Here is an 18,675-nt window from a genome sequence, read left to right as displayed (position 1 = left end):
CGCTTACTTCCCGATCTTGGCCAGGACGTCTTCCAGCATGGAGAACATCTGGTCGATCTCTTCCTTGGTCACGTTCAGGGCCGGCATGAAGCGCAGCAGGTTCGGGCGCGGCGAGTTCAGCAGCAGGCCCACCGGCTCCAGGTTGCGTGCGGCTTCGACGATCTGCGGGCCGATGTCGCGGCCCAGTTGCAGGGCACGCAGCAGGCCTTCGCCACGTTCGCCTTCGAAACCATACTTCTCGGAGATTTCCAGCGAACGCTGACGCAGGTACTGGCCGCGCTCGCGCACCGATTCCATGAAGCCGGGCTTGAGCAGTTCCTTGATCACGGCCACGCCCACGGCGGTCATCAGCGGGTTGCCGTTGTAGGTGCCGCCTTGTTCGCCGGCTTCGAAGCAGGCGATTTCTTCACGTGCCAGCAGGGCCGCCAGCGGCACGCCGCCGCCGATGCCCTTGGCCAGGGTCATGATGTCCGGTTCGATGCCGGAGTGCTGGTAGGCGAACAGCTGGCCGGTACGGCCCATGCCGGCCTGCACTTCGTCGACGATCAGCAGCAGGTTCTTTTCCTTGGTCAGGCGGCGCAGGCCTTGCATGAATTCCTTGGTCGCCGGGATGACGCCGCCTTCGCCTTGCACCGGCTCCAGCATCACGGCCACGGTGTGGCTGCCGATCAGCGCTTCGACGCTGGCCAGGTCATTCAGGATGGCCTTGGGGAAGCCCGGCACCTGCGGGGCGAACATGGTGTCCCAGCCGTCCTTGCCGCTGGCCGACATGGTGGCCAGGGTACGGCCGTGGAAGCTGTGCTTGAAGGTGATGATCTCGAAGCGCGAGGAGCCATCGGCGGCCGGGTTCTTCTTGCCCCACTTGCGGGCCAGCTTGATGGCGCCTTCGTTGGCTTCGGCACCGCTGTTGGCGAAGAACACGCGGTCGAACACCGAGTTGGCCGTCAGCAGCTCGGCCAGTTCCATGGAGGGCGCGTTGTAGAAGGCCGGCGAAGGGTTGATCAGCTTCTTGCTCTGGGCGTTCAGGGCGTCGGCGATACATTGCGGCGAGTGGCCCAGGGTGTTGACCGCCCAGCCTTGCAGGTAGTCGAGATAGCGCTTGCCGTTATGGTCGGTCAACCACATGCCATGGCCTTCGGTGAAGACCAGCTCGGGGCGGTTGGTGACATACATCAGCTTGTTGGTGTCGGACTGGTTCAATTGCATCGAGAGGCTCCTGCAAGAATAGGGTGGTTGGGAGGGTGGTGCAGACCGTTGCTGACACATGAGCACTAAGCGCTAGGCGGCAGGCGCACGACAGACCCAAAATGGCGAATAAAAAAAAGCCACAGGGTTTGCCTGTGGCTTCGCGATTCGTTTCACTTCACGCGCGCAGCAGCAAACCTTTCTCAGGTTGGCTGCGGCGTCGTAAGAATGTGGCGTTGGCGATCATGCGGTGAAGTTTAGGACGTTTTGCGCAGAGCGTCAAAAAGAAATTTCCCGCCGGAGCCGCTTGCAGGCGCATCAGGCGGGCCACCGTTGCAATTTCATCGCATCTCGCCGGGCCGCGCGGCATCAGGCTTGCGCGGCATCTTCGCAAATGTGCGTGACGCCGGCATGACAGCACCGGCGCCCGCACCCGGTCCGTCAGGCGGCCGGCGTGTCCGACACGGCCTTGGCCAGGTCGGCTTCGGAAGTGAAGGAATCGGCATAGAACTCGTCTTCCGGCAGGCCGCATTCGGCGCTGAAATCGCGCTGTGCCGATTCCACCACGACCGGCGCGCCACAGGCGTAGACCTGATGGCCCGACAGGTCGGGGAAGTCTTCCATCACGGCGCGGTGGACGAAGCCGGTGCGGCCGCTCCAGTTGTCCTCGGCCTGGGCATTCGAGACCACCGGCACGTACTTGAAGTTGGGCAGGTCCTGTTCCCACTGCTGGCACAGGGCGCTCATGTACAGGTCCTGCGGGCGGCGGCCGCCCCAGTACAGGGTCACCGGGCGCTTGGAGCCCGCATGTTCCAACTGCTCGACGATGGCCTTGATGGGTGCAAAGCCGGTGCCGGAGGCCAGCAGGATGATGGGCTTGTCGGAATCCTCGCGCAGGAAGAAGGTACCCAGCGGGCCTTCGATACGGAGGATGTCGCGTTCCTTCAGGGTGGTGAAGACCTGGTCGGTGAACAGGCCGCCCGGCAGGTGGCGGATGTGCAGGCTCATGTGCTCATCCTTGTGCGGGGCGGTGGCCATGCTGTAGCTGCGGCGCTTGCCGTCGCGCAGCAGGAATTCCACGTACTGGCCGGCCTTGTACTGCAGGCGGTCATTGGCCGGCAGCTGCAGCGAGAGGATGATGACGTCGTCGGCCACCTTGTCCAGCTTGGCCACGCGCACCGGCAGCTTGCGCACCGGGATCTCGCCCACGCCGGCCACTTCGCGTGCCTCGATGGTGACGTCGCTGTGCGGCTTGGCCACGCAGAACAGGGCATGGCCCAGCTGCTGCTCGTGCTCCGAGAGGGCGCGCACCTGGTGCGGACCGTGCTCGACCTCACCCGAGACCAGCTTGCCCTTGCAGGAGCCGCAAGCGCCGTTCTTGCAGCCGTAGGGCAGGCCGACACCGGCGCGGATGGCGGCCGTGAGGATGGATTCGCTGGCGTCGCAGGAGAATTGGCGACCGCTGGGCTGGACTGTGACTTGGAAACTCATACAATTCTGCTTCTGGATAAATTTGGATTGAACACCGTGAAAAAACTGGGCCTGCCCCGCGTACTGATCCTGGGCTGCGGCGATGTCGGCCTGCGGTTGGTGCCGCTGCTGCTGCCGCGCTACCGCGTACTGGCCGTGACCAGCAACCCCGATCGCCGCGCCGAACTGCGCGCCGCCGGGGCCATTCCCATCGTGGCCGACCTGGACGCCCCCTTGACGCTGGGCCGCCTGGCGCGCCTGGCACCGACCATCGTGCATCTGGCGCCGCCGCAGTCCGAGGGCCGCATCGACCGCCGCACTCGCAATTTGGCCGCCATTTTACCCGAGGGCGCGCGCCTGGTTTATGTCAGCACTACCGGTGTCTACGGAGATTGCGCTGGCGCAAGTTTCGATGAGACCCGCAGCGTGCGTCCGCAGAACGCCCGCGCCGTGCGCCGGGTGGATGCCGAAACCGTGCTGCGCGCCTGGGCCCGGCGCTGCCACGGCAAGCTCTCCATCCTGCGCGTGCCGGGCATCTACGCCGCCGACCGCCTGCCGCTGGAGCGCCTGCACAAGGGCCTGCCGGCGCTGGTGGCGCAGGAGGACGTGCATACCAACCACATCCACGCCGACGACCTGGCCCGCATCTGCCTGGCGGCGATGCGCCTGGGCGCCCCCAATCGCGTCTATCACGCGGTGGACGATACCGACCTCAAGATGGGCGACTACTTCGACGCCGTGGCCGATGCCGCCGGTCTTTCCCGTCCGCCGCGCCTGCCGCGCAGCGAGCTGGAACGCAGCGTCTCGCCGATGATGCTGTCCTTCATGTCGGAATCGCGCCGCCTCCACAATGCCCGCATCAAGGAGGAGCTGGGCGTGCAGTTGCGCTATCCCGATGTGCAGAGCCTGTTGACCCAATGGCGGGAGCAAAGGCTGACGAAGGGCTGACGCCTTTATGCGTTTTGCCCACCTTTCTTATTCGAAATACGAATAAGCATACGATTTTTAAGTAGTTGTTTTGCATAGCCGGGCTCAGTACAGTGCATGCCTGACTCAATGGGGGAGGCTGGAGCAGCCTGTGAAGTTTCTGACCGGCGCGTGCGCCAGCACCGGCGCGCCTCTTCCGTTCCATCCATTCCACGCGCGGCCCGTCCGCGGACCACATGAAGCTATCTTTCAACAACGTCGCCAAGCGTTTCGGCGACCTGCACGTGATCGAGGAATTCACCCGCGAGATCGCCTCGGGTGAGCTGGTCGCGCTGGTCGGTCCTTCCGGCTGTGGCAAGTCGACCCTGCTGCACATGGCCGCCGGCCTGGAAAAAGCCAGCAGCGGCACCGTGTCGGCCGACGGCCAGGCCATTCGCGGACCGCATCCCGAGCGCACCCTGATGTTCCAGGAAAACGCGCTCTATCCCTGGCTGACGCTGCAGCAGAACGTGGCGCTGGCACTGGAATTCCAGAATGTCGACAAGAAGAAATCCGCCGACCAGGCCCGTGTCTGGCTGGAGAACGTCAAGCTCAAGGGTTTCGAAAACTATTATCCGCACCAGGTCTCGGGCGGCATGCGCCAGCGCGCGGCCCTGGCGCGTGCCTTCATCTCGCAGCCCAAGGCGCTGCTGCTGGACGAACCCTTCGGTGCGCTCGATGCGCTCACCCGCATGACCCTGCAGGATGCCCTGCGCGACCTGATCCGCCAGCAGGGCCCGACCGTGGTGCTGGTGACGCACGATGTGGATGAGGCGCTGTTCCTGGCTGACCGCATCTTCGTGTTCAGCCCGCGTCCGGCCAAGGTCTTGAAGGAATTCAATCTCGTGCATCACGAAAAGACGCACGACCTGTCCGAATTCGCGGCCATCCGCCGCGAAATCCTTTGCCTGCTGGGCATCCACGCCGAGCAGGACGAATTGTCCAAAAACTTAGAAGGGGTAGGAGTATGACACTCGCACGCATCCTGGCACCGGCCATCACCGCCGCGGCCCTGGCTTTCTCGGGCAACGCCCTGGCCCTGGAAAAATTCAAGATCGGCTACCTGCGCGTCATGGACGATGCCCAGGCCATGGCCGCCTATGAAGCCGGCCTCTACAAGAAGTACGGCCTGGATGTGGAACTGATCGAATTCAAGTCCGGCACCGACCTGGTCAAGGCCATCGTCGGCGGCCAGCTCGACAGCGGCGTGTTCGGCTTCTCCAATGCCGTGGCCTGGGCCTCCAAGGGCGCGGACCTGAAGGTGGTCGGCGGTGCGCAGCTGGGCTATCACGCCCTGGTGGCGCGCGAGGATTCCGGCATCAACAAGGTGGCTGACCTCAAGGGCAAGACCCTGGCTTCGCAAGCCGAAGGCAGTACCGCTGACACCGTGCTCAAGGGTGTGGTGTTGCGCGATGCGGGAATAAAACCCGATGACGTCAACGTGATGGGCGTCTCGCCCCAGGTGGCCGTGCAGTCGCTGGTGGGCAAGCGCGTCGATGCGGCCTTCCTGTTCGAGCCGCAGGCGCGCATTGCGCAACTGATCGCACCGGTCAAGCAGGTCTATGAAATCGGCGAAGTCTGGCCCTTCCCCTGCATGGTCGTCATCACCTCTGGCGAGACCCTGAAGAAGAAACGCGATGCCGTCTGGAAGTCGCTGGATGCGCAACGCGACGCCATCACCCTGCTGCAGAAGAAGCCTGCCGAAGCCTCCAAGCTGATCGCCGGATACTTCATCGCCGAGCCGGTGTTGAAGACCCTGAAGCACGGCGAAGTATTGCGCGAGGACGTGATCCGCGACGCCATCAAGAGCCAGACCTTCACCCCCAAGATCAGCAAGAAGGACCAGGACCGCATGCAGGAAATCGCCGATATCCTGCAATCGCAAGGTTCGCTCAAGACCCGCGACGGCAAGCCCTTCGATGTGAATTCCATCACCGACCTGTCGTGGCAGAACGCGCGCAAGCTGTGATGCGGCACTGCGCCTGATCGATTTCCTTTTGTCTTCACCCTGGCCGGACCCTGTCCGGCCATTGTCTTTCCTGTCCTTATGAGCTCACAGCGTCGCGTTACCGGACTCCGCAAGAAACTGGCCATGCTGCTGGCCATCGTCTTCATCCTTTTGATGTGGCAGATCGCGGCCTGGTCGCTGCCGTCCTTCCTGATGCCGGGCGTGCCCGAGGTGGCCGCGCGGCTGGTGGAGGAAGTGCAGTCCGGCAGTTTCCGCACGGCCCTCTTCGGCAGTCTCTATCGCCTGGGCCTGGGCTATGGCTCGGCGCTGGCGCTGGGCATCGGGTTCGGCCTGATCGGGGCGGTGCTGTTCTTCTTCCGTGAAGTGCTGAAGTCGGCCATCGTGATCCTGCAATCGATTCCCTCGATTGCCTGGGTCCCGCTGTTCCTGATCCTGATGGGCTTCGGCAACCTGCCCATCGTGGTGGTGGTGGCCATCGCCGCGTTCTTCCCGGCCGCACTCTCGGTCATGAATGCCACCGAGAGCGTGCAGCAGGTGCATGTCTCGGCGGCCCGCGTGATGGGGGCCTCGCGCCTGTCCATGCTGCGCCGGGTGTACCTGCCGGCGGTGATGCCCGAACTCATCACCGGTGCCCAGCTGGCCTTCGGCAATGCCTGGCGCGCGTTGATCTCCGCAGAAATGCTGGTCGGTTTCGGCAAGGGCCTGGGCCGCACGCTGGCCTACTCGGGCGAGACGGCCGACATGATCGGCGTGATGGCCAACATCCTCACCATCGCCATTCTGGCCGCGCTGATCGACCAGGTGATCCTGGAAAACCTCAAGCACCGCCTGCTCAAGTACCAGTACGTCTGAAGCTATGCCCGCCATGCATACCCTCGTTCGCCTCGCCTTGTCGGCGTCGGCCTGCCTGTCCTTGGGGGCCGCCCAGGCCGGCGTGCTTGATGATGCGCGCCGCAGCGACACCGTGCGCATCGGGCTGGACCACGTGCCACCGGTCTACAAGGGCGGCATGAAATTCCGTACCCCGGAAAACATCGCCATCGTGCCGGCCGAGGATCTTGCCGCGCAGTGGAAGCTCAAGGCCGACCTCCAGCCCACTACGCAGGACCGCGCCGCATTGAAGGGCGTGCGTCCTGATGTCGTGCTCACGCGCATCGATGTCGCCCAAGCGGGCGCGGCCGACGTCATCATGGTTCCGACCGGCTACAGCGCCGGTGGCATGGCCATCATGCGCACCGATACCACCATCCGCAAATGGGAAGACCTGAAAGGCCGCACCGTCTGCGTCTCCGCCGGATCGCCCTATGTCGGCACCCTCAGCGCACGCTATGCCGCCATCGAGAAAGTGATGCCGGCCCCGGCCGATTCGCTGCTGGCCGTGCGCATCGGCCAGTGCGATGCTGCCGTGCATGACGACACGCTCATGAAGGCGCTGTTGAAGCTGCCCGAATGGAAAAAGTTTTCCGCGCAACTGCCGCCGGTGACGCGCCAGGCGCTGGTGCTGCAGGTACGCGGCAATGACCCGGCCGACCTGGCCGCCGCACGGCAACTGGCCGTGCGATGGAACGATGCGTTCTGGGACAAAGCCATCAAGAAGTGGGTCAACAACGTGGCCTTCGAGGTCTACCTCGACCAGAACGTACCGGATTGCCACTGAGGCCTCTTGCCGGCGTGGCAAGGAAGTTGCCACGCCGATATCGGGAAAGCCGGATTTGTTGACGACCGCGCAAGCCGCTCCGTACCGTCCGCACAAAAATCACCCCATTTCAGGATTTTCCCTGTGGCAGAGCGCTGCAATGGGCGTAACATAGTCGGCATTCGTTCCACTGGAAGGCACATCCTGTCGCCGCCAGTCATCATTCCTCAGCCTTCGTTTCAAAGGGAGCCCATCATGGCCATGGACATTTCCTCTGCCGTCAACGGCGTCGTCTCCGACCCCAATGGCAATGCACCGACCACTGGCAAGGCCAACGATCCGGTGGCCGTGCGCCGCGCCGAAGAAGCCGCAGCCGCCTTGAAGGCCGAGCAGCGTCGCCTCGAAGAAATCCAGGCCGATGAAACCCGCGCCGAAAACGCCCGCCAGGAACGCAATCGCCGCGAGCAAGCTTCGCGCAATGCGACCGGCGAGATCATCGGCACGACCGTCAATTCGGTGGCCTGATACCTGCCTTGCCGGTGACGTGAATTGGCCGCGCATTGGCCAATGAGCGGCCAATTCCGGATTCTTAACCTGGATTCAACAAAGCCCGCAACGCCCGGTACAAGGGCGTTGCGGGCTTTGTCGTTGCTGCGGTACGCGGGTGGGATGTCGGGTCAGTGATTCTGCCCCGGCCCGTTCAATGATCCCAGCAACCAGGTCTCTGCCATGTCGATCTGGTTGATGAGCATCAGGAAGGTCTCGTCATTGATGCGCTGTTCAGCGCGCAGGTAGTGCACTTCCAGCCGCTCGGCGCGGATCGCCTCCAGCCGCAGTTCACGCTCGAACTGCTTGAAGCGGTTGGCCGCGCGCTGGGTTTCTTCCGAATCACTCTCCGCATTCATGCGCATGCGATAGGTCGCCAGCAGGCTGCCGCTGACTTCCATCAACAACGCCAGATCGGATTCATCAAGATTGACGCCGATGCGTTCCTGCGCCTCCTCGATGGTGCGCACGGCCGCCTCCGACAGGCGCAGGCGCGCCATCATTTCCTCGGCGCGGCGGCGCTTGACCTCGGCATCGAGCTGCAGGTCCTTGAGCATCCAGGGCAGCAGGAAGCTGCCGAACAGCAGCGAGCACAGGATCACGCCGGTGGCGAGAAAGATCAGCAGGTCACGCGCCGGGAAGGGCGTATGTTCCTTCAGCAGCAGCGGGATCGACATCACGCCCGCCAGCGTGATGGCCCCGCGCACGCCGGAGAGCGCGGTGATGCTGATGAGCCGCAAATCGAACTTGCGGTTGCGCCCGCTCTGGCCGCGCAGGGCGGAGGCGAAGCGGCGCATGCGCAGGTTGATCCAGACCCACACGAAACGCAGCACGATCAGCGCCACCGTGATGGCCAGGATATAGACGAACAGATGCCACACCGGCACATTGCCCGCCATCTGCGCATCCACGTGGGCCAGGCTGACGATGCCCGGCAGTTGCAGGCCCAGCAGCAGGAAGGACATGCCGTTGAAGACGAATTCCAGCATGGTCATGATGCTGCGTCCCTGCAGCCGCGTGGCCGCCGATTCGCCACCGGCCGTCTCCAGATAGGGCATCAGCATGCCCGCCGCCACCGCCGCCAGAATGCCGGACAAACCAAAGTGTTCGGCAAAGATGTAAGCCGTGAAGGGGATCAGCAACAGCAGCACCACCTGGATGCCCGGCTCGTCACCGGCCCATTCGATGATCTTGCGGCGGATCAGCCCGAAGCCCCAGGCCACGATCAGCCCCACGGCAATGCCGCCCGCGGCGATCAGTACGAAGGAGATGCTGGCATCGAGCAGCGAGAAGGTCCCGGTGATGACGGCGGCAATCGCGAACTTGAAGGCCACCAGGCCGGACGCATCGTTCATCAGCGCCTCGCCCTCCAGCACGTGCTGCATCGAGGCCGGCAAGCGGCCCTTGCCGACGATGGACGAGACCGCCACCGCATCGGTGGGCGAGAGCACCGCCGCCAGCGCGAAGGCCGAGGGCAGCGAGATGACCGGGATCATCCAGTGGATGAAGTAACCCACGCCCACCACCGTGAACATCACCAGACCCAAGGCCAGCGCCAGGATGGGGCGCGCCAGGCGGAAAAACTCGCGCTTGGGCATGCGCCAGCCATCGGTGAAGAGCAGCGGCGGGATGAACAGCAGCAGGAACAGCTCCGGATCGAAGCTGATGCGCAGGCCGAACATGGGCATGGCCAGCACCGCGCCCAGCGCGATCTGAAACAGCGGCAGTGGCAGCTTGAAGGGAGCCAGCCGCGCGACCACGCCGGAGACGGCGACGGCCAGCAGCAGGATCAGGACGGTGAAGACGATTTCCATGAGGCAGCAGGTGATGTTCTTGTGATGAGGCGCGGGTGGGTCAGACCGGCAGGGCTGCAAGGAGTTGCAGACGCGTTGCAGGCGCGTTGCAATGACTTGCAACAAGCTTGCAAGTATACGGTACCTGCGCGGTACAAGCTCGGCAGCCATGTGCCACTGCATCAGGAGAAGGCGCGGGCAAAAACGACGATGCCGGCAAAGGCCGGCATCGGGGAACGCGGGGAGAGCAGGCGGTGCTTACGTGCCGGCCTTGGCCAGATAGCGGGCGCGCCAGGGTTTGAGCACCATCAGAGCCAGACAGGCGGTGAGGATGTCCAGCGTGATGGCGGTTCCGAAGACCGGATGCCAGCTGCCGGTCTTCTCATGCATCATGGCCGCCAGCGGGCCGCCGAAGATCGAGCCGATGCCTTGTGAGATATAGAGCCAGCCATAGTTGGCGGTGGCGTTGCGGGTGCCGAAGGTGTCGGTCAGGGTCGAGGGGAAGAGCGAGAAGATCTCGCCCCAGCCGAAGAAGACAATACCCGACAGCAGCACGAACAGCACCGCATTCTCGCGCGTGGCCAGCCACAGGGCCATGGCCACACCTTCCAGCGCGAAGGCGAAGAACATGGTGTTCTCGCGGCCATAGCGATCCGAGATCCAGCCGAAGAAGGGGCGCGTCAGGCCATTGGTGAGACGGTCGATGGTCAGCGCCAGCGGCAGCGCGGCCAGCCCGAACACCATCACGTTGGCCACGCCGAAGTCACGCGCGAAGGTGGCCATCTGCGAGGTCACCATCAGGCCCGAGGTCGACATCATGGTCATCATCACGAACATCAGCCAGAACAGCGGCGTACGCAGCATCTGGCGCGGCGCCAGGTCGAGCTTGCTGGCGGCAATCGCCGGGGCCGGCATGGCGGCTGCATGGCTGGCGTCAGGCGAGCGCAGCGCCTGTGCGGCCAGCACGCCGATTACGGCAAACACCAGGCCGAATTGCCAGAGCGTGGTTTCCAGCCCGGCGCTGGCCAGCGAGGCCGAGATCGGGAAGGTGGTCAGGATGGCACCCATGCCGTAACCGGCCGCCACCATGCCCACCGCAAAGCCGCGACGGTCCGGGAACCAGCGCACCATCTGGCCGACCACGCCGACATAGACGATGCCGGTACCGAGCCCGCCCACCAGGCCATAGGCCAGGTAGAACATGCCGATGGTAGAAGCTTGTGCCGCCAGGATCCACGACAGGCCGGACATGAAGGTGCCGATGGCGATCAGGCGGCGCGCGCCGAAGCGCTCGATCAGGCTGCCCTGGAAGGGCGAGAAGAAGGTCTGCAGCACGATCAGCATCGAGAAGGTGATCTGCAGTTCCGACAGCGGCACGCCCAGCTTGGCCGTGAGCGGCTTGGTGAACAAGGTCCACACGTATTGCGGACTGGAGATGGCCATCATGCAGATCAGGCCGATCAACAGCTGGAACCAGCGGTTGCGCAGCAAGCCCTGCGCGCTCGCCGGGGCGGTTTGGGTGAGGGTGGTCATGCGTTTCTCCTGTACAGAAAGCCAGAGTGGGACTGCCAGCCTTGCCGGATCGGGCAGGATGCCGCTGGACTGAATTTATGTATGCATAAATCCTGCCAAGCACAAAAGCAGCTTTCGTGCCATTTGCCTCGTGGCAAATCCGGCACAGGAAAATCGGTTCAATTCTTCTTCGGGAGCGTAAAAACCGGCCTGCGACCCGCAGTTGAAGCGCAAAGCTTCACTTTTTCAGCCAAAACGCTTGCGCCGGGTGGGTGTCGATGCCGGTGCGGTGCCCGGCGCCGGTGCAAGCTGCACCGACTCGGTACGCACCTGTTCGAGTCGGGCGATGGTGAGGCGTTCGACCACGGTATGGCTGTCTTCGATGTGACGCGCGATCAGTTCGCCGGCCAGAGCGGCATCGCTGCGGGCGATGGCGTCGAGGATGGCGCGGTGTTCGGCGTAGGTGTCATCGATGCAGTCGCCATAGGCGAAGTCCAGGCGCCGCATGATGCGCAGCTGGTTGGCCAGCTGGCGGTAGACGGTATCGGCCTCGGGGTTGCCGGCCGCCTGCACCAGCGCGCAGTGGAAGGCTTCGTCCAGGGCCGCCACGGCCAGCCCGTCGGGCAGGCGGTCGCTGGGGGCGCACTGCCAGATCGCGCCTTGTTCGGCCACCAGCTGCTGGCGCACGGCCGGGGCGATGCGCGGGGAGCACAGCTTGCGCACGGCGTGCAGTTCCAGCATCTCGCGCAATTCGTAGAGGGAGGCAAAGCGCGCCAGGTCGATCGGCACTACTTCCCAGCCATTGCGGAAGTGGCCGCGCACCAGGCCTTCGCTCTGCAGACGCATGAGCGCTTCACGCACGGGCGTGCGCGAGACCTGCAGCCGTTCGGCCACGTCGTTCTCGGCAAAGCGGTCGCCGGGCAGCAGGCGGAAGGCGTAGATGTCATCGCGCAGGCTGGCATAGACGGTGTCGGTGAGCTTGCCGGCACGGCGGGTGGCGAGATCGGCGGGCGCTTGGCTGGACGTCATGAAGGAAGTGGCTGGGCGGGTGGACGGGGTTGGCGGCTATCTTAACGCGGGGGTGGGGGCGGATGGAAGACGGACAATCCTGCCAGTGCAACAGCGGCGGCCTTCAGGGCAGGGTATGAGGTATGCAGAAATAGTGCTTGAGGCACTATTCTTCCTTGCATATCATCTCAACGAGTTCTGAAAAGAAAGGATCCCCGATGCGGCCCTCTGTTGTGCTTGACATGAAGCGAAGCGCGGTGCGCGAAGCGGTAAGCCGCTTCCGCACGGCCAATCCACGCGTCTTCGGTTCGGTACTGCACGGCACCGACCGCGAGGGCAGCGACATCGATCTGCTGGTCGATGCGCTGCCGGGCGCCACGCTGTTCGATCTGGGCGGCCTGCAGGATGAGCTGGAAGCCTTGCTGGGCCTGCATGTCGATCTGTTGACCCCTGGCGATCTGCCACCGAAGTTCCGGGCGCAGGTGCTCGCGGAGGCCAGACCGGTATGAGCGTGAACCGCTTGACTGACTACCTGGACCACATGCAGCTGGCTCTGCTGCTTGATTCCTTCTTCGGCGCGCTTACGTTAGGTTTTTCCTCTTTGCTTTGACGTGCCGGTGCTGCGTGCACCAAGTACAGTAATACGCGGCTTGGGCGAAGTATCGGCCAACTCACGCGCAATGAAATCCACAAAGCTGCGCACCCGCGTCGACAGCTGCTGGCGCTGCGAATACACCGCAAAGATATCCGCATTGGGCGTCTGCCAGCCCGGCAGCACCTGCACCAGCCGCCCCTGTTCCAGATAGCTGCGGATATCCCACTCGGCGCGCATGAGGATGCCGTGCCCATCCAGCGCCCACTTCACCGCGATCTCGCCATCATTGGTGGTGAGGTTGCCGCGGATCTTGACCGTCTCCGTCTTGCGCGAAGCACCGCTGCCCGAAGACAGCTTCCACACCCCATAAGCCTCATCGCCCTGGCGGATGCCCACGCAATTATGTTTGGACAGGTCATGCGGCGTCTGCGGCATGCCCCTGCGCCGGAGATAGTCCGGCGAGGCGCACAGCAGCCGCGCATTGGACGCCAGCCGCCGCGCTACCACCCTGGTATCGGGCGGCTCTCCAAAGCGGATGCAGACATCGAAACTGTCCTCGGTCAGCGGCGGCGGCATCACCGACAACTGCAACTGCACCGATACCTGCGGATGGCGCGTGACGAATTTGGAAATCACCGGCGCCACATGGCTGCGCCCGAACCCCAGCGTGGCATTGACCCGCAGCAGGCCTTCCGGGCGGCGTTTGGAGCTGCCCAGCAGTTCGGACAATTCATCGATCTGGTCGAGGATGCGGCGCGCATGTTCCAGATAGAGCTCGCCCTCGGGCGTCAACATCATGCGGCGCGTGGTGCGGTTGACCAGCGGCACGCCGGCCCGCGCTTCCATCAGCGTGAGGTGCTTGCTGACCGCCGCCGTGGTCAGCCCCAGCTCGCGCCCGGCCGCAGAGAGACTGCCGGCCATGGCCAGCACGGAAAAGAAACGCAGGTCGGCGGGAAGAACGGTGTCCTGCATGAAACCTCGCTAGGAAAACAAAAAATGGATTATTGAATTCAGGTTAAGAATGCTTTAAGTCTAGCACCGGTTCCTGTCCTTTCAGTATGGGTAAAGTAGTCCGCATGCAAAGACGCGGCGCATGCCGTCATTTTGCGAGACCCCACACCGCATCTCATCAAGAAAGGCTGGAGACATGAAAACCTATCGCATCGCAACCATCCCCGGCGACGGCATCGGCAAGGAAGTCATTCCTGCCGGCCGCCAGTTGCTGCAAGCCCTGGCCGCCGCCCGTGCCGACCTCGCCTTCGACTTCGAAGACTTCGGCTGGGGTGGCGACTACTACCGCCAGCACGGCGTGATGATGCCCGCCGATGGCCTCGATGCCCTGCGCGACAAGGACGCCATCCTGTTCGGCTCGGCCGGGGATCCGCACATTCCGGACCACGTGACCCTGTGGGGCCTGCGCCTGAAAATCTGCCAGGGCTTCGACCAGTACGCCAACGTGCGCCCCACGCGCATCCTGCCGGGCATCGACGCGCCCCTCAAGCGCTGTCGTGCGGAGGACCTGAACTGGGTCATCGTGCGCGAGAATTCCGAAGGCGAATACGCCGGTGTCGGCGGCCGCGTGCACCAGGGCCATCCCATTGAAGCGGCCACCGATGTCTCGATGATGACCCGCGCCGGCGTCGAGCGCATCATGCGTTTCGCTTTCAAGCTGGCGCAGTCGCGTCCGCGCAAGTTGTTGACAGTGGTCACCAAGAGCAATGCCCAGCGCCACGCGATGGTGATGTGGGACGAGATCGCAGTGCAGATTGCCAAGGAATTCCCGGACGTGAAGTGGGACAAGGAACTGGTCGACGCCGCTACCGCGCGCATGGTCAACCGTCCCGCCACGCTGGACACCATCGTGGCCACCAACCTGCATGCCGATATCCTCTCCGACCTGGCCGCTGCGCTGGCGGGCAGCCTGGGCATTGCGCCCACCGGCAACATCGATCCGGAGCGCCGCTATCCGTCCATGTTCGAACCCATCCACGGGTCGGCCTTCGACATCATGGGCAAAGGCCTGGCCAATCCGGTCGGTACCTTCTGGTCGGTGGTGATGCTGCTGGAACACCTGGGCGAGCACGATGCAGCGGCGCAGGTGATGCAGGCCATTGAAGCGGTCACGGCCGATCCGGCGTTGCATACCGGTGACCTGGGCGGCAAGGCGACCACGGTGCAAGTGACCGAGGCGGTTTGCAGTTTCGTGGCCAAGGCGGCGCGGGGGCAGCAAGAGGCTTGAGTGATGGGTCTTGAATGAGGAAGGCCGGCTTGATGCAGGCCTTCTTGGTTGAGGCGCTGAGCGCAGCGGCGTGCTGTCAGCGCGGTGAGAGTTTCGCCATGGTAGCCATCGCCACCGCCAGCATCGCAATCCCCGCCGCCAGATAGCCCACCTGACCCGCGCCCCACGACGACAGCGCCGCACCGCCCACCGCAGCACCGAGCGCGATCCCGCCATTGGCGGCCGACACATTGAGCGTACCGGCCAGCGCCTGCGCGCCCGAAGCAGCCTTCATCACGCGGATCTGGCAGATTGGATAGAGCGCCGTATTGGCGATGCCCCATACCGCCAGTGCCAGCGCAAAGGCCCAGCCCGCCTGGCTCAACAGCATGCTGCCCGCCATGCCCAGCGCGAGGATGGCGCAGAAGAGGGCGGTGGTGGCGAGCGGCTTCTGATCCACCCACAGCCCGCCCAGCCAATTGCCGACCAGGCCGACCGCGCCAAAGCCCATCAACCACCAGCCCACGTGGGCGGGGGCGATGCCGGCGGACTTTTCCAGCATCTCGGCCAGATAGGTATAGCCCGTGAACATGGCCGTGAAGACCAGCACCGACAGGGCCACATTGGCCAGGAAGAAGGGGCTCTTCAGGATGCGTGCCTGCGCCGCCATGCCACCGCTGGGGGCGCTGCGCACGCGCGGCACCACAGCCGCAATCAACACTGCCACCAGCAGCGACAGCAGCGCCAGCAGGCCGAAGGCGGCACGCCAGCCGACGGCCTCCGACACCAGCGTGCCCAGCGGAATGCCGAACAGCATGGCCGCCGAGATGCCCAGATAGACCGTCGACACTGCGCGTCCGCTTTTTTGCGGTCCGGCGATCTGTGCCGCCGTCTCGCTGGCCGTGCCCCAGAACACCGGCAGTGCCAGCGCCGGCACCAGGCGCGCGACGGCCAGGATCCAGATGTTCCAGGCCAGTGCGGCCAGTGCATTCGAAAGCGCGAAGATCACCAGGATGACGATGAAGAGGCGCTTGCGTTCCAGATGCGCCAGGCTGGCCGTGAGCAGCGGACCGCACAGCATCACCACCACGGCAAAGAGCGTGACCAGCTGGCCGGCACTGGCCACGCTGATGCGCAGATCGCGCGCCAGTGCGGGCAGCAGGCCAACGATCAGGAATTCAGTGGTCACGATGACGAAAGCGGCCACCGCGAGAATGGCGATCGAGGCACTGCCGCCATGCGTGTCTTGCGCTGGCTGAGTGCGGGTGCGCGCGGTGGCGCTGGGGGCAACTGGCATCTGAAGGACTCCGTCCGGAAATTGACCCGAGATGGTAAGGGAGAACAAATGTCCACTGTTGGATATAAAATCGTCGCTTATCTGGAAAAAAATTCCATCTGCGGGAGTGCAAGATGTCGCCACTGGAAAGGCTGAAAGGTCTCGAGATGTTTGTTGCCGTCGTCGAAGCAGGGAGTTTCACGGCGGCGGCGGAGCGCCTGCATCTCACCAATTCAGCGGTGGGCAAGGCCGTGGCGCGGCTGGAGGAGCGGTTGAAGCGCCCGCTGTTGCAGCGGGGCCGGCGGCGCGTCGAGTTGACCGATGCGGGTGATGCGTTTTATCAGGTCTGCGTGCGCGTGCTGGATGAATTGAAGAGCGCCGAGGACATGTTGGCCTCGGATGAGATTGCGCCTTCTGGACGGCTGCGGGTGGACATGCCGGCCACCTTTGGCCGCCTGCGCGGCATGGCTTCGCTGCTGGCCTTTGCGGAGAAACATCCGCAGGTCACGCCGCAGGTGTCCTTCACGGATCGCTTCGTCGATCTGGTGGAAGAGGGGCTCGATGTGGTGGTACGCATCGGGGGCGGCGACGTCTGGCCGGCCACGCTGGGTTATACCTGCCTCGGTCATGAAGAACTGGTGTTCTGCGCTGCGCCGTCTTATCTTGCCCGCCGTGGCGAGCCGCGCACGCTGGAGGAATTGCAGGCGCATGATGCGGTGCTGTATGCGCGTGCGGATGGCAGCAGCAGTCCGTGGCTCATCAAGGACGGCGATCAGCCGGTGGTACGGCAGCATGCGGAAGGGCGCATCATTCTTGGGCAGGCCGAGGCGCAGGTGGCGGCGGTGCAGGCGGGATTGGGCATTGCGCAGCTGGCAACCTGGGTGGTGGAGCAGGCCTTGCGCGAGGGCAGCCTGGTGGCTATCCTGCCTGCGCATGTGACGCAGGGTTTGCCTCTGCATATCGTCTGGCAGCGCAGCCGTGAGCATTCGGCCAAGGTGCGGGCGGTGGTGGGGCATTTTGAAAGGACGCTGGGGATAGGCGCGACGGTGGCGGGCTAACTGTGCTTCAATGTCGTTCTCTGCGGTTGAGGAAACATTTTCTGTTTGATATGGGGTCTCTCATTGATCGATCAGCCGGAGCATCATGACCACCGCGCATCTTTCTCATTTCATCGCATCCATTGAACACAGTGCGCTTGCGCCGTGGGCTAGCCTTGCTCCCTGGCAGCTGACTGCGCAAAGCGAGGCCATCCTCCGCCAGATGCTGCCGACGCTCGAGGCATCGCAGTTCAGAATCGAGGGCGAGGTGGCCATACACCGCACGGCGGTGATTGAAAAGGGCGTGACGCTGAAGGGACCGCTGATCGTCGGGCCCAACGTGTTCGTCGGGGCGCATGCCTACTTTCGTGGCGGATGCTGGATCGCTGAGGGATGCAGTATCGGACCGGGTTGCGAACTGAAATCATCCTTCCTGTTTGCACAAGCACGGCTGGCGCATTTCAATTTTGTCGGGGATGCCATCGTCGGCCGGGATGTCAATCTGGAAGCAGGCAGCATCGTCTGCAATCATCGCAACGAGCGTGATGACAAGACGGTGCGGGTCCGCATCGACGGCAAGCTGGTCAGCACGGGCGTCAACAAATTCGGTGCCGTACTTGGCGATGGCTGCCGAGTAGGTGCCAATGCGGTGATCGCGCCCGGGGCCTTGCTTGCACCCGGGACCATCATTGCACGGACAGGGTTGCGGGATGATGAGTTGGATGCGGCCCGGCTCGCACCGGCTCTCGATCCTGTCGCCATGAGGAACGCATGACGCTCCATCTGCATTTTCTCGATGCGCGTGCAAGCCTGACGCCCTTGCGCGCATGGATAAGCGATGCACTGCTGCAGACGCATGCCAAGGCTGCGCAGCTGTTGCCCTTGAAGCCGCTGGATGTGGTCATACAGGCCGGACAGCAGGTGGTGCCGGAGAAGGGGCTGCTGGGATATGCCCCGCGCCCCGGGCTCATCCACCTCACCATCGATCCCGGTCATCCCGCGCTGCTGGCCAATGCACAGTCTTCGCTGGAACGCATGTTCGCCCACGAATTGCATCATGTCGCGCGCTGGGATGGTCCCGGGTACGGGGCGACCCTGGGCGAGGCGCTGGTGTCTGAGGGGCTGGCGGGGCACTTCGCGCAAGAGCTCCTGGGCGGGGATCCGGAACCGTGGGAAACGCTGGATATCCTGAGCATGAGCGAGACCATCGCGCTGGCGCTGCAGATGTGGAGTCGCGACGATCATGATCACGGGGCCTGGTTCTTCGGGACGGGGGCGTTGCCGCGATGGGTGGGTTATTCGCTGGGTTATCAGATGGTGGGCAGGTATGTCAGGCAAGTCGAGAGCAGGACAGCTTCCGGCATGGTTGCGCTGGAGGCCGAGGCATTGCGCAACATGCTGGCGGAAATGCTCGCGCTTGCCCAAGGGCGGGATCGGTGAACCGGAATTGAACTGACATGGAGG

At 64.0% G+C, this 18,675-nt stretch carries 18 protein-coding genes; 11 read left to right on the top strand and 7 right to left on the bottom strand.

Annotated features, from left to right (window positions below):
* Positions 1 to 3: 3 nt before the first annotated feature.
* Entirely contained in the window at positions 4 to 1,206 is a 1,203-nt protein-coding gene (locus MKD49_RS02690; protein WP_034334028.1) for an acetylornithine transaminase, read from the bottom strand.
* A 420-nt stretch (positions 1,207 to 1,626) separates the two neighbouring features.
* Positions 1,627 to 2,676: a CDP-6-deoxy-delta-3,4-glucoseen reductase gene (locus MKD49_RS02685; RefSeq protein ID WP_252695382.1), complete on the bottom strand. Its 1,050-nt coding sequence runs from the start codon at positions 2,674 to 2,676 to the stop codon at positions 1,627 to 1,629.
* Positions 2,677 to 2,712: 36 nt separating this feature from the next.
* Between MKD49_RS02685 and MKD49_RS02680 the strand changes: the two genes are divergently transcribed.
* From MKD49_RS02680 to MKD49_RS02655, 6 genes are all read left to right on the top strand, one after another.
* Positions 2,713 to 3,603, top strand: a complete 891-nt coding sequence (locus MKD49_RS02680) for an NAD-dependent epimerase/dehydratase family protein (RefSeq protein ID WP_252695381.1) — start codon at positions 2,713 to 2,715, stop codon at positions 3,601 to 3,603.
* 215 nt (positions 3,604 to 3,818) lie between these two features.
* Positions 3,819 to 4,592, top strand: a complete 774-nt coding sequence (locus tag MKD49_RS02675; RefSeq protein WP_252695380.1) for an ABC transporter ATP-binding protein — start codon at positions 3,819 to 3,821, stop codon at positions 4,590 to 4,592.
* Positions 4,589 to 5,590, top strand: coding sequence for an ABC transporter substrate-binding protein (locus MKD49_RS02670; protein WP_204725799.1), 1,002 nt, complete (start codon positions 4,589 to 4,591; stop codon positions 5,588 to 5,590). The genes MKD49_RS02675 and MKD49_RS02670 overlap by 4 nt, the downstream gene beginning before the upstream one ends.
* A gap of 78 nt (positions 5,591 to 5,668) precedes the next feature.
* A complete protein-coding gene (locus MKD49_RS02665; RefSeq protein ID WP_134223003.1) occupies positions 5,669 to 6,442 on the top strand; it encodes an ABC transporter permease in 774 nt (257 codons plus the stop codon).
* 13 nt (positions 6,443 to 6,455) lie between these two features.
* Complete coding sequence (locus MKD49_RS02660) at positions 6,456 to 7,247, top strand: transporter substrate-binding domain-containing protein (protein ID WP_252695379.1); 792 nt, start codon at positions 6,456 to 6,458, stop codon at positions 7,245 to 7,247.
* Positions 7,248 to 7,481: 234 nt separating this feature from the next.
* Entirely contained in the window at positions 7,482 to 7,751 is a 270-nt protein-coding gene (locus MKD49_RS02655; RefSeq protein ID WP_034338578.1) for a hypothetical protein, read from the top strand.
* A gap of 152 nt (positions 7,752 to 7,903) precedes the next feature.
* Here the strand turns inward: MKD49_RS02655 and MKD49_RS02650 are convergent, their stop codons facing one another.
* From MKD49_RS02650 to MKD49_RS02640, 3 genes are all read right to left on the bottom strand, one after another.
* Complete coding sequence (locus MKD49_RS02650; protein WP_088754911.1) at positions 7,904 to 9,586, bottom strand: Na+/H+ antiporter; 1,683 nt, start codon at positions 9,584 to 9,586, stop codon at positions 7,904 to 7,906.
* 237 nt (positions 9,587 to 9,823) lie between these two features.
* Positions 9,824 to 11,098: an oxalate/formate MFS antiporter gene (gene oxlT / locus MKD49_RS02645; protein ID WP_252695378.1), complete on the bottom strand. Its 1,275-nt coding sequence runs from the start codon at positions 11,096 to 11,098 to the stop codon at positions 9,824 to 9,826.
* Positions 11,099 to 11,323: 225 nt separating this feature from the next.
* A complete protein-coding gene (locus tag MKD49_RS02640) occupies positions 11,324 to 12,106 on the bottom strand; it encodes a GntR family transcriptional regulator (RefSeq protein WP_252695377.1) in 783 nt (260 codons plus the stop codon).
* A 197-nt stretch (positions 12,107 to 12,303) separates the two neighbouring features.
* Here MKD49_RS02640 and MKD49_RS02635 point away from each other — a divergent pair, with 197 nt between their 5' ends.
* Complete coding sequence (locus tag MKD49_RS02635; protein WP_121045125.1) at positions 12,304 to 12,594, top strand: nucleotidyltransferase family protein; 291 nt, start codon at positions 12,304 to 12,306, stop codon at positions 12,592 to 12,594.
* Between the two features lie 77 nt (positions 12,595 to 12,671).
* On the opposite strand, the gene MKD49_RS02630 is transcribed toward MKD49_RS02635, so the two are convergent.
* On the bottom strand, positions 12,672 to 13,652 hold the full coding sequence (locus MKD49_RS02630) for a LysR family transcriptional regulator (RefSeq protein WP_252695376.1): 981 nt from the start codon (positions 13,650 to 13,652) through the stop codon (positions 12,672 to 12,674).
* 175 nt (positions 13,653 to 13,827) lie between these two features.
* On the opposite strand from MKD49_RS02630, the gene MKD49_RS02625 reads away from it, so the two are divergent.
* Positions 13,828 to 14,919: a tartrate dehydrogenase gene (locus MKD49_RS02625; RefSeq protein ID WP_252695375.1), complete on the top strand. Its 1,092-nt coding sequence runs from the start codon at positions 13,828 to 13,830 to the stop codon at positions 14,917 to 14,919.
* 76 nt (positions 14,920 to 14,995) lie between these two features.
* Here MKD49_RS02625 and MKD49_RS02620 read toward each other — a convergent pair whose 3' ends face one another.
* Complete coding sequence (locus tag MKD49_RS02620; protein WP_252695374.1) at positions 14,996 to 16,195, bottom strand: MFS transporter; 1,200 nt, start codon at positions 16,193 to 16,195, stop codon at positions 14,996 to 14,998.
* A 113-nt stretch (positions 16,196 to 16,308) separates the two neighbouring features.
* Between MKD49_RS02620 and MKD49_RS02615 the strand changes: the two genes are divergently transcribed.
* The 3 genes from MKD49_RS02615 (at position 16,309) to MKD49_RS02605 (ending at position 18,651) form a co-directional block, all read left to right on the top strand.
* Complete coding sequence (locus MKD49_RS02615; protein WP_371925423.1) at positions 16,309 to 17,232, top strand: LysR family transcriptional regulator; 924 nt, start codon at positions 16,309 to 16,311, stop codon at positions 17,230 to 17,232.
* 85 nt (positions 17,233 to 17,317) lie between these two features.
* Entirely contained in the window at positions 17,318 to 17,986 is a 669-nt protein-coding gene (locus MKD49_RS02610; protein WP_252695372.1) for an LpxA family transferase, read from the top strand.
* Positions 17,983 to 18,651, top strand: coding sequence for a DUF2268 domain-containing putative Zn-dependent protease (locus MKD49_RS02605; RefSeq protein WP_252695371.1), 669 nt, complete (start codon positions 17,983 to 17,985; stop codon positions 18,649 to 18,651). Before MKD49_RS02610 ends, MKD49_RS02605 begins: the two co-directional genes overlap by 4 nt.
* Positions 18,652 to 18,675: the final 24 nt, after the last annotated feature.

This window comes from Herbaspirillum sp. WGmk3 (genome assembly GCF_023952535.1).
Classification (GTDB): Bacteria; Pseudomonadota; Gammaproteobacteria; order Burkholderiales; family Burkholderiaceae_D; genus Herbaspirillum; species Herbaspirillum huttiense.
Note: the sequence above shows the minus strand (reverse complement) of the source record. Positions and strands in the feature narration are given on the sequence as shown.

What these genes read in the sequence shown, in the direction of transcription:
- MKD49_RS02605 (WP_252695371.1), top strand. Translation starts at nt 17,983, where the DNA reads ATGACGCTCCATCTGCATTTTCTCGATGCGCGTGCAAGCCTGACGCCC.
- MKD49_RS02625 (WP_252695375.1), top strand. Translation starts at nt 13,828, where the DNA reads ATGAAAACCTATCGCATCGCAACCATCCCCGGCGACGGCATCGGCAAG.
- MKD49_RS02650 (WP_088754911.1), bottom strand. Translation starts at nt 9,586, where the DNA reads ATGGAAATCGTCTTCACCGTCCTGATCCTGCTGCTGGCCGTCGCCGTC.
- MKD49_RS02635 (WP_121045125.1), top strand. Translation starts at nt 12,304, where the DNA reads ATGCGGCCCTCTGTTGTGCTTGACATGAAGCGAAGCGCGGTGCGCGAA.
- MKD49_RS02640 (WP_252695377.1), bottom strand. Translation starts at nt 12,106, where the DNA reads ATGACGTCCAGCCAAGCGCCCGCCGATCTCGCCACCCGCCGTGCCGGC.
- MKD49_RS02685 (WP_252695382.1), bottom strand. Translation starts at nt 2,676, where the DNA reads ATGAGTTTCCAAGTCACAGTCCAGCCCAGCGGTCGCCAATTCTCCTGC.
- MKD49_RS02620 (WP_252695374.1), bottom strand. Translation starts at nt 16,195, where the DNA reads ATGCCAGTTGCCCCCAGCGCCACCGCGCGCACCCGCACTCAGCCAGCG.
- MKD49_RS02690 (WP_034334028.1), bottom strand. Translation starts at nt 1,206, where the DNA reads ATGCAATTGAACCAGTCCGACACCAACAAGCTGATGTATGTCACCAAC.
- MKD49_RS02675 (WP_252695380.1), top strand. Translation starts at nt 3,819, where the DNA reads ATGAAGCTATCTTTCAACAACGTCGCCAAGCGTTTCGGCGACCTGCAC.
- MKD49_RS02655 (WP_034338578.1), top strand. Translation starts at nt 7,482, where the DNA reads ATGGCCATGGACATTTCCTCTGCCGTCAACGGCGTCGTCTCCGACCCC.
- oxlT (WP_252695378.1), bottom strand. Translation starts at nt 11,098, where the DNA reads ATGACCACCCTCACCCAAACCGCCCCGGCGAGCGCGCAGGGCTTGCTG.
- MKD49_RS02665 (WP_134223003.1), top strand. Translation starts at nt 5,669, where the DNA reads ATGAGCTCACAGCGTCGCGTTACCGGACTCCGCAAGAAACTGGCCATG.
- MKD49_RS02660 (WP_252695379.1), top strand. Translation starts at nt 6,456, where the DNA reads ATGCATACCCTCGTTCGCCTCGCCTTGTCGGCGTCGGCCTGCCTGTCC.
- MKD49_RS02670 (WP_204725799.1), top strand. Translation starts at nt 4,589, where the DNA reads ATGACACTCGCACGCATCCTGGCACCGGCCATCACCGCCGCGGCCCTG.
- MKD49_RS02630 (WP_252695376.1), bottom strand. Translation starts at nt 13,652, where the DNA reads ATGCAGGACACCGTTCTTCCCGCCGACCTGCGTTTCTTTTCCGTGCTG.
- MKD49_RS02615 (WP_371925423.1), top strand. Translation starts at nt 16,309, where the DNA reads ATGTCGCCACTGGAAAGGCTGAAAGGTCTCGAGATGTTTGTTGCCGTC.
- MKD49_RS02610 (WP_252695372.1), top strand. Translation starts at nt 17,318, where the DNA reads ATGACCACCGCGCATCTTTCTCATTTCATCGCATCCATTGAACACAGT.